7 protein-coding genes, 2 tRNA genes and 1 pseudogene are annotated in these 10315 nt (G+C 62.3%); 7 read left to right on the top strand and 3 right to left on the bottom strand.

The genetic code is table 11. The annotated features are described in order from the left end of the window. A pseudogene (locus AUR66_RS07350) lies at positions 1-729 on the top strand (hypothetical protein); the annotation flags it as partial. A 177-nt stretch (positions 730-906) separates the two neighbouring features. Further along, positions 907-1665 (top strand): hypothetical protein, encoded by a 759-nt coding sequence (locus AUR66_RS07345; RefSeq protein ID WP_058571818.1) that lies wholly within the window; start codon positions 907-909, stop codon positions 1663-1665. Positions 1666-1849: 184 nt separating this feature from the next. On the opposite strand, the gene AUR66_RS07340 is transcribed toward AUR66_RS07345, so the two are convergent. After that, positions 1850-1924 (bottom strand) — tRNA-Val (locus tag AUR66_RS07340). Positions 1925-1968: 44 nt separating this feature from the next. Then, positions 1969-2043 (bottom strand) — tRNA-Val (locus AUR66_RS07335). Between the two features lie 240 nt (positions 2044-2283). Here AUR66_RS07335 and trpD point away from each other — a divergent pair. From trpD to trpG, 4 genes are read left to right on the top strand one after another with little or no spacing between them, the layout of a single operon-like run. Then, a complete protein-coding gene (gene trpD / locus AUR66_RS07330; protein WP_058571817.1) occupies positions 2284-3279 on the top strand; it encodes an anthranilate phosphoribosyltransferase in 996 nt (331 codons plus the stop codon). A 1-nt stretch (position 3280) separates the two neighbouring features. Further along, entirely contained in the window at positions 3281-3946 is a 666-nt protein-coding gene (locus tag AUR66_RS07325) for a phosphoribosylanthranilate isomerase (RefSeq protein ID WP_058571816.1), read from the top strand. Then, a complete protein-coding gene (gene trpE / locus AUR66_RS07320) occupies positions 3943-5559 on the top strand; it encodes an anthranilate synthase component I (protein WP_058571815.1) in 1617 nt (538 codons plus the stop codon). The genes AUR66_RS07325 and trpE overlap by 4 nt, the downstream gene beginning before the upstream one ends. Next, positions 5556-6170: an anthranilate synthase component II gene (gene trpG, locus AUR66_RS07315; RefSeq protein WP_058571814.1), complete on the top strand. Its 615-nt coding sequence runs from the start codon at positions 5556-5558 to the stop codon at positions 6168-6170. The genes trpE and trpG overlap by 4 nt, the downstream gene beginning before the upstream one ends. Before the next feature lie 69 nt (positions 6171-6239). Here trpG and AUR66_RS07310 read toward each other — a convergent pair whose 3' ends face one another. Then, complete coding sequence (locus AUR66_RS07310) at positions 6240-6452, bottom strand: hypothetical protein (RefSeq protein WP_058571813.1); 213 nt, start codon at positions 6450-6452, stop codon at positions 6240-6242. A 537-nt stretch (positions 6453-6989) separates the two neighbouring features. Here AUR66_RS07310 and AUR66_RS07305 point away from each other — a divergent pair. Further along, positions 6990-10097 carry an adenosylcobalamin-dependent ribonucleoside-diphosphate reductase gene (locus AUR66_RS07305; protein ID WP_058571812.1) on the top strand — a complete coding sequence of 1036 codons (3108 nt, stop codon included), beginning with the start codon at positions 6990-6992 and terminating at the stop codon, positions 10095-10097. The last annotated feature ends 218 nt before the right edge of the window (positions 10098-10315 follow it).

Below are 10315 nucleotides of genomic sequence, written 5' to 3'. Positions count from 1 at the left end.
GGGGCGATTCTCCCCGTTCAAACTATCGTGGGGTCTGTCCGAGCAGCGTCGACGCAATCCACCGTGCACACGCTGACGATTTCGGCGAACGGACCCGTCGACTACGAGTTCACGGTGGACGGGATGCTCGAACCAGATACTTTCGGTGGCGACTTCGCGGCGGACTCCGACGACACCTTGTACGAACCAGATGGACCACCCAGCCTCGGAATTCGAGACACGACCGGACCACGACCCGAAGACGCTGGAGGAACGAGGTACGTCGGCGACAGATTCCTCGTCAACGCCATCCTCCTGCCATTGGAGATAAACCCAGAACCGGGGTACGATGCGAACGTCTATCTCGACGAAGAACGCGTGGACCCACACACTCTCAGCACGACGAACCTCGTCCGCTACGACCATTCACTGATGATTACGGCGAACGGCCCGACGGAGTACGAGTTACGCGTCGAAGGCTGGATGAAACCCGACACCGACAGCGGCGACTTCTCGGCGGATTCGGACGACGAACCAGTACAGAATGGTGATGGCACGATGACTGTCTCCGACACGACAGGGCCACGTCCAGAAGATGCCGGCGGACTGCACTTCCTCGGCGACCGGTTCCGCTTTACCGGGAGAGTCGAAGACTTCGGCCTCCGCTACGACACGTCGGAGTACGACGCACACGTCTACCTCGACGAGCGAAACGTCCACCCCAACGTCGTTCGCTACAACTGGTTCTGAGCTTCTCGGATCTTTACCTATTTTCGACAGACGTTCGCTCTCAGACGCTCTTTCTTGCGTTCCTGAAATATACTTATGTGTAAATAGGTTGCTATATTATGTATGTGGGGGAAGAGTACAAACAGGCAACAAGCGGAATCGCATTCGACTGGAGGCCGGAGACTCGACAGGCGAACGGTGCTGAAAACGGCCGCCATCGGCGTCGGTGCCTCGGCACTCCCGATTTGGAGCGTGGCAGGGTCGGTGAGAGGACAGACAGGAACAGACGCCATGCACACGCTGATGATTACGGCAAACGGACCGGTCGACTACGAGTTCACCGTCGACGGCATGCTCGAAGCAGACACGAGATTCGGTGACTTCTCGGCTGATTCCGACGATACGGTGTTCGACCCCGATGGGCCGGCCAACGTGGGGGCGCGCGACGAAACCGGGCCACGGCCCGAAGATGCAGGCGAGAACAACTTCCTCGGCGACCGATTCCGTGTGGTCGGGTACGTCCAGCGGTTGGACGTCGAACCCGAACCGGGGGCCGACGCGTACGTCTACCTCGACGAGTATCTCTCGAGTCCGTACGAACCCAAGCGGCAGGGGTTCGTCCTCGGGAGAGAGCGGACGATTATGATTACGGCGAACGGCCCGACAAAGTACGAATTGCTGGTCGAAGGGGACCTCGTCCCGGACACCGAATGGGGTGACTTCGCTGCAGATTCAGACGACGTGCCGACCGACAACGGGGACGGAACGATGACCGCGACGGATACGACAGGACCGCTTCCCGCGGACGCAGGTGGAAACCACTTCGTCGGAGACAGGTATCGGTTCAGCGGCCCCGTCGAGACGCTGGACCTGAACTACGACGTGACTCAGTATCAGGTCAACGTGTACCTCGACGAGCAAAACGTGGACCCAACCGACGTGCTTCACGACATCTGAGTCGTACTTTTTTGGACGGTGTGGATGGAGTAGATGTGAACGACAGAGAGACAGATTTGAACCTCACTCGCTCCCTGCGGTCGCTCGCTGGTTCAAATCTGTCTCGCGGCACGATTGCACGCGACTCATAGCACCGAGCACACGCTACGCGGTGCTCGGGAGGTAATTCGTCGCGAGAAAGTAGTGGGTTGGGGCAGATTTGAACTGCCGGCCTCCTCCATGTCAAGGAGGTGTCATAACCAGACTAGACCACCAACCCGGTGTTGCGAACATCGCCGAACTCCGAAAACGTGGGAAGTGTAGTGGGTTGGGGCAGATTTGAACTGCCGGCCTCCTCCATGTCAAGGAGGTGTCATAACCAGACTAGACCACCAACCCGGTTACGGTGCTTCCCACGCTCGTTCGGACGCATCTCTCCGTTGTCCGGGGTTACAATTTAAGCTTTCGAATCGGACCACGTGCGGCGATTCCCAGCACAGTGCACTTCCACCGTCTCACACCGGCGATTCTGTCTGTGCGAAACGCACCCACTGGCGGTGATTTTCGCCAGCCCGACACTCTTAAGTCAATGTACGGATTTGTACATTGTAACTCGAACACGTACACTGGTGATTATCAATGCAAGGTTACATCGAACGCGTCACTGCTGGTTCTGACTTGAGCGTCGAGGAGGCGCGGGACGCCGCGCGCGCCGTCTTCGAAGAGGCGACAGAGGCGCAAATCGGCGCACTGCTCGCTGCGCTTCGGGCGAAAGGAGAGACCGAAGCCGAAATCGCCGGATTCGCACAAGGGATGCGCGACGCCGCGTTGACCATCGACCCGTCCCGTGACCCACTCGTGGACACCTGCGGAACCGGCGGCGACGACTACAACACGATCAACGTCTCGACGACGAGTGCGCTCGTGGCTGCCGGCGCGGGTGCCGCGGTGGCCAAGCACGGCAACTACTCCGTCTCTTCATCTTCTGGGAGTGCCGACGTGCTCGAAGTCGCCGGCGTCGACGTCGAAGCGGACCCCGAATCGGTCGAACGGTGTATCGACGACAACGGTGTCGGCTTCATGCTCGCCCCCGTGTTCCACCCCGCGATGAAAGCCGTCATCGGCCCGCGGAAGGAACTCGGTATGCGGACTATCTTCAACGTGCTCGGGCCCCTGACGAACCCGGCGGGTGCCGACGCGCAAGTTCTCGGAGTCTACGACCCCGACCTCGTCCCCATGATTGCCAACGCGCTCTCTCACATGCCCGTCGAACGCGCACTCGTCGTCCACGGGTCCGGAATGGACGAGATCGCCCTCCACGACGCGACCACCGTCGCCGAAGTCGACGGCGACGACGTCGTCGAGTACACGCTCACACCCGCAGATATCGGCCTCGAACAGGCCCCAATCGACGCCGTCGCTGGCGGGTCACCGCAGGAGAACGCCCGTGACCTCGAAGGAATCCTGACGGGCGAGGTCACCGGCCCCAAACGTGACCTCATCCTCGCCAACGCGGGCGCGGCCATCTACGTCGCCGACCTCGCAGACTCGCTCGAAGAGGGAGTCGATGTCGCGCGCGACGCCATCGACACCGGGTCCGCAGCAGCGAAACTCGACGCGCTTCGGGAGGCGTGAGATGGTTCGTGTGAAAGTGTGCGGTGTCACCACCGAGACGGACCTCGACGTCGTCGCGTCTGCCGGTGCGGACGCTGTCGGCGCCATCTCCGACGTGCCCGTCGACACCCCTCGCGAGGTGACGCCGACCCGCGCTCGGGAACTCTTCGACTCGGCACCGCCGTTCCTCTCGACGGTCCTCGTGACGATGCCCGATTCGGTCGCACACGCCCGCGAGCTCGTCTGTGAAGCCCGCCCCGACGTGCTCCAACTGCACGCCGACTTCTCGGTGGAGGAACTCACGACACTTCGCTACGAGGGTGTCCGCGTCGTCCCCGTCGTGGAAGCCACGAACCTATCGCGTGCGCGCGCTGTCGCGCCCGCCGTCGACGCGATTCTCGTCGATACCCCATCCGACTCGGGTGCGGGAGGAACCGGACAGACGCACGACTGGGAGGCCACACGAGAACTCGCAGACGCAGTCGACGTTCCCGTGATTCTCGCCGGGGGGTTGACGCCGAACAACGTCGCCGACGCGGTTCGGACTGTCTCCCCTGACAGTGTCGACGTCGCCAGCGGCGTCGAAGCCTCCGGCGGCGTGAAAGACCACGATGCGGTACGCGCCTTCGTCAGCGAGGCCAAGGCCGCCTGTCGGGACGGCGAGGACCACGAGGAGGTGCCCGCGTGACGCGACCAGAGACCGACCGCGACACCTTCGCCGAACAACTCGCCGACTACGACGAACCCGTCGTCACGCACCTCGTGACCGACCTCGACGTGGACATCGACCCACTCGCCGCGTACACTGCACTCGCCGACCGGAGCGACTACGGGTTCCTCCTGGAGAGCGCAGAGAAAGTCTCGTCGAGCAACCCGCAAGGTGCGTTCTCGTCGCCTGCGGCCACCGCCGACTCACACGCACGCTTCTCGTTCGTCGGGTACGACCCCGAAGCAGTCGTCACGGTCGGCCCAGATGGTACCGAGATAACCGACCTCGGCGGCCCGGCGGCAGCGTTCGTCCGCGAGGCCGACGGCGACGTACTCGACTCACTTCGCGGTGCCCTCCCGGACCTCCCGCGCGTCAACTTCCCCGAGATGGACCGCCAGACGCTCACCGGCGGACTGGTCGGGTTCCTCGCCTACGAGGCCGTCTACGACCTCTGGTTGGACGAAGTCGGCCGCGACAGACCCGACACGGACGACCCGGACGCCGAGTTCGTGTTGACGACCCGGACGCTCGCGTTCGACCACGTCGAAGACACGGTGAAACTCGTCTGTACGCCGGTCGTCACCCCGGACGACGACCCCACGGACGTGTACGACGCCGTCGTCGACGAAGTCGAAGCCGTCGAATCGGCACTCGAATCTGCAGACGACCCCGTCCCCGGTGGGTTCGAGCGAACCGACGAGGACGCAGGGTCACGTGCATCCTACGAGGCCGCAGTCAGGAAGACCAAAGAACACGTCCGCGACGGCGACATCTACCAGGGCGTCCTCTCGCGTACCCGGAAACTCCGTGGACAGGTCGACCCAGTCGGTCTGTACGCCTCACTCCGTGAGGTCAACCCCTCGCCCTACATGTACCTGCTCCGCCACGGCGACCGGCGCGTCGTGGGCGCGAGTCCCGAGACGCTGGTTTCGGTGCGCGGTGAGCGTGTCGTCGTCAATCCAATCGCCGGCACGTGCCCCCGCGGGTCGGGACCGGTCGAGGACCGTCGTCTCGCTGGCGAACTCCTCGCCGACGCCAAAGAGCGTGCCGAGCACACGATGCTCGTGGACCTCGGCCGCAACGACGTGCGCCGGGTCTCGACGCCCGGAAGCGTCCGCGTCGAAGAGTTCATGAGCGTCATCAAGTACAGCCACGTCCAGCACATCGAATCGACCGTCTCCGGGACGCTCGACGACGAGTACGACTCCTTCGACGCCACTCGCGCGACGTTCCCCGCAGGGACGCTCACCGGTGCCCCGAAGGTCCGCGCGATGGAGATTATCGACGACCTGGAGGACGAACCACGTGGCGTCTACGGCGGTGGCGTCGGCTACTACTCGTGGACCGGTGACGCCGACATGGCCATCGTCATCCGGACCGCGACGGTCGAAACCGACGGCCACGAAGACGAGATTACCGTCCGCGCCGGCGCGGGCATCGTCGCCGACTCCGACCCGGCTTCGGAGTACGACGAGACCGAACAGAAGATGGGTGGCGTCCTCGAAGCGGTTCGGCGAATCGAGTACGAACCCTCGAACACCGAGGACGAAGCGGCGGACGCAGACGTCGAAGCGACGGAGGTGCCCCGATGACACGTCTCGTCGTCGTCGACAACTTCGACTCGTTCACGTACAACCTCGTGGAGTACTTCTCCGAGCAGACGGTCGATGGCGAACCACTCGACATCGAGGTTCGCAAGAACACCGCGTCGCTCGACGAGATTCGCGCCCTCGACCCTGATGCCATCGTCATCTCGCCGGGGCCGGGGCACCCGAAGAACGACCGCGACGTGGGTGTGACGAACGAGGTACTCACAGAACTCTCGACAGAGATTCCGACACTCGGGGTCTGTCTCGGCCTCGAAGCGGCCGTCTACGCCTACGGCGGCACGATTGGCCACGCACCGTCGCCGATTCACGGGAAGGCGTTCCCCATCGACCACGACGGAAGCGGCGTCTTCACGAACCTCGAAGCAGGGTTCCACGCAGGTCGCTACCACTCGCTCGTCGCCACCGAAATCCCCGACTGCTTCGACGTAACGGCGACCACCGACCACGAGGGTGAATCGCTCGTCATGGGCGTCCGACATCGAGACTACCCGATAGAATGCGTCCAGTTCCACCCGGAGAGTGTCCTCACCGGGTCGGGACACGGCGTCGTCAGAAACTTCTTGTCTGCTGTCGCTGGGTTCGACGTAGCGTAGTCGAGACGTCGACGGCGACGACGACGGTCCGAACACCCAGAATCGGGGGCGCCGTCGTTAGTTTTTCACTCAGAGGACGTTGATGCCGAAGAACGACAGCAAGAGCAACACGGCGATGATGACCGCCGCGATGGTGACGAGTCGCCACGCGATCTTCAACACCATTCGGCCGACGAGGACGACGACGCCGACGGCGACGACCACTAACAACAGTTGTCCGAGTGGGCCGGCGAAGAACCCGCCGAGTTGCAACGGTACGAGGACGAGGGGGGAAAGTACCATACCTGAATATGGTACCGGCGAGGCGAATAAGTTTGTGGCACGATACCGTCGCACGTTTTTGGCCTCGTTCGACCGCCCGAACCTGTGGGTTTTAGCACCCTCACGCACGGGGAAATACGCAACATACGAATTCTGATACTTCCTGATGCTCGTTCAGTCACGGGTTCCTTTATATTCTTCACTCGAATGCGGGACACACCCCCATGTGACGGTCTCAGCGCCCTCTCGTCCCCCCTCACGTTCTACTGCATATTGTGCCGCTGTGATGCGATTATACGGTGCATTATTTTACTTCCACTCCGCTCTGACTACCGTTATGTGCTCTGGTCACCTCTAGGAAAAATGTGCGTTTCGGACCCGGTCGTTCGCCTTCCTCAAAACTGCACAAAATGTGATAGTTTCGGGGATGAAACGCCCCGGAGTCCGAAGCCTTAACCGACCACGCCCCACACACCAATATCGTCACAATGAGCGGAACTTCACGAAGTCTACGACACACCGATGTCCGAACACGATTCGGGCAGGAGGTACAGTAAGATGAGCGACGCAGAACTCTCCACCGACGAACTCGTCCTGCCGGTCAAACGGACCGAAGGCGAGACGCTCGCGGAGCGGATGACCGGAAACGCCTACAACAACATCCTCCCCGCGCGCTATCTCCGCAAGGACGCCAACGGTGACCTCATCGAGACGCAAGAGGACCTCTTCCCGCGCGTCGCGAAGAACATCGCCCTCGCCGAGGCTGTCTTCGAGGCCGAACAACGCGACATCGAGATTACCGTCACGCCCGACCTCATCAAGCCCGACCACCCGCGGCGCGACGAACTCGCCGAAGAAGTCTTCGGCAAAGGCGTCACCGCCGACGACACGGACGCCGAGGCGACCCTCTCTATCTACAACGTCAACAAGTTCGCCTACGAGACGCTCGTCCCCGAACTCCCCGAAGAAGTTCGTGACGTCGTCGTCGAGAAGCGCGAGACGTTCCAGGACATGATGGAACAACTCTCGTTCATGCCGAACTCGCCGACCCTGATGAACGCTGGCGACGAACTCCAGCAACTGTCGGCGTGTTTCGTCGACTCGCCCGGCGACGACATCACCGACATCCACCAGACTGCGAAGGAGGCCGCAGAGGTCTTCCAGTCCGGCGGTGGCATGGGCTACGCGTTCTGGAAACTCCGCCCCTACGGCGACGCAGTCGGGTCGACTGGCGGTATCGCCTCCGGCCCCATCACGTTCATGCGGACGTTCGACCAGATGTGTGAGACCATCGCGCAGGGTGGTGCCCGCCGCGGTGCACAGATGGGCGTCATGCGCGTCTCGCACCCCGACATCATCCAGTTCCTGCACGCGAAGAACAAGGACGTGTCGCTCGCGCACACGCTGCGCCTGAACGACCCCGACGACTTCACGCACACGAAGTTCGCAGACGCCCTCGAAGAGGCACGCGAACTCATCGACGAGGACGGACGCGTCCCCAAGCACCTCCGGAACGCCGTCGAAGGCCACCTCTCGAACTTCAACATCTCTGTCGGTATCACCGACGGCTTCATGGAGGCGCTGTACAACGACGAGGAGTTCGTCTTCACGAACCCGCGCACGGAAGAACCGCACGTCGCCACGCCCGAGACCAAGGAGATCTACGAGATGTTCGGCCTCGGCGAGTACGTCGAAGTCGGCGAAGTGCTGTCCATCCCTGCGGTCGAAATCTGGGACCAGATCATCGACGGTGCGTGGGAGAACGGCGAACCCGGTGTCGTCTACCTCGAACGCGCGAACAAGGAACACTCCTTCGACGTCGAGAAGCACCCCGACCACCGCATCCTCGCGACGAACCCGTGCGGCGAGCAACCGCTCGAAGAGTACGAGGCGTGTAACCTCGGCCACATCAACCTCTCGACGCTCGCCGACACCGAGTCGCCCGACTGGCGCGTCTGGTACGACCAGCACGGTGGCGAGTACGACGACCTGTCGGCCGCCGTCGACGCCTTCCTCGAAGACGCCGTCGACTGGAGTGAGTTCGACTACCGCATCGAGAACGGGACGCGCTTCCTCGAGAACGTCGTCACGATGTCGGACTTCCCGGTCGAGAAGATAGAAGAGAAGGTCCGCGAACTCCGGAAGATTGGCCTCGGCATCATGGGCCTCGCGCAACTCTACATCCAACTCGGTGTCCGCTACGGCTCCGACGAAGGAAACGAGATTGCGCGCCAACTCATGACCCACATCAACCACCAGTCCAAGTGGGCTTCGCACGAACTCGCCGAAGAGCGCGGGTCGTTCGAGGCGTGGGACGACTCCAAGTACGCCAACCCGACCGAGTACCGCGAGTGGTTCGAACACCACACCGGCCAGTCCGCCGACGACTGGGAAGATGGCTTCCCCATCCGGAACCACAACACGACGACCATCGCCCCGACGGGCACCACGTCGATGGTGTCGAACACGACCGGTGGCTGTGAGCCTATCTACAACGTCGCCTACTACAAGAACGTCTCCGACGACGTGCAGGGCGACGAGATGCTCGTCGAGTTCGACGACTACTTCCTCCGCGTGTTAGAGGCCAACGACATCGACGTCGAGGCCGTCAAGCGCGAGGCGCAAGAACAGATGGCCAACAACGAGTTCGACGGTGTCTCCTCGCTCACGTCGGTTCCGGACGCTATCTCCGAACTGTTCGTCGTCACGTCGGACCTCGCCGGCATCGAACACGCCGGCGTCCAGTGTGCGCTTCAGGAAGGCGTCGACTCCGCCATCTCCAAGACGTGTAACTTCCCGAACTCCGCCAGTAAGGAGGACATGGACGAAGTCTACCGCTACATCTACGACCACGGCGGCAAGGGCGTCACCGTCTACCGCGACGGCACGCGCTCGAAGCAGGTCCTCACGACGCGCGCGAAGAACACCGAGTTCTCCGACGACGAAGAGGCCGCCGAGGCCATCGTCTCGCAGATTCGCGACGTGTTCGGCGACGTGGAAGCGTTCCTCGAGAGCGAAGAGGCAGCAGACCTCATCGGCAGTGAACTCGAACTCGCCTTCGCCGACTCGCCCAGCGACGTCGGCAAGAAGCGACCCCGTCCGGACGTACTCTACGGCGTCACCCAGCGCATCGACACGGGCTACGGGAAACTCTACGTCAACATCAACGAAGACGAGAACGGCGAACCGTTCGAACTGTTCGCCAACATCGGGAACTCCGGTGGCTTCACGGCGTCCTTCACCGAGGCACTCGCCAAGACCGTCTCTACGTCACTCCGCTCGGGCGTCGACCCCGAAGAGATTGCGAACGAACTGAAGGGTATCCGCAGTCCGAAAGTCGCCTGGGACAAGGGTGAACAGATCAACTCCATCCCGGACGCCATCGGAACCGCGATGCGCCGGTACCTCGACGGCGACATCGACAAGGGCTACCCGCGCCAGAAGAACCTGACCGAAGTCGAAGCCGAGGCCGCAGAGGCCGACCAGACCGACGGCGGCGTCGCCGTCGACACGGGCTCCAACGACGACACCGAACCGACGCAGGACGCGACTGCCGACCTGCTGGCGGCCGGTGAGAGCCCCGAGTGTCCCGAGTGTGGAGAGATGAACCTCTACTACTCCGAGGGCTGCAAGACCTGCCAGAACTGCGGCTGGTCCGAGTGCTGAATAGATAGCTAGCACACGCCGGTCGGTAGACCGGCTATCTAATCGATTTCTTTTCTCGACTCGTCGCTCGGTACGCTCGACGCGTCCAACTTCATGTTTTGTTCCCGCTAGTTTTTCACCACTTTGGGTTGTTATTCGGGTTCGGTTCCCAGTCACACGACGAGAGACCGTCGCCAACCAAGGCAATCAGGGGTGAAAAAGGAGCTGCGACAACCGGT

It is taken from the genome of Haloferax profundi (assembly GCF_001469865.1).
Taxonomy (GTDB): Archaea; Halobacteriota; Halobacteria; order Halobacteriales; family Haloferacaceae; genus Haloferax; species Haloferax profundi.
This window is presented reverse-complemented; position numbering and strand designations above follow the sequence as displayed.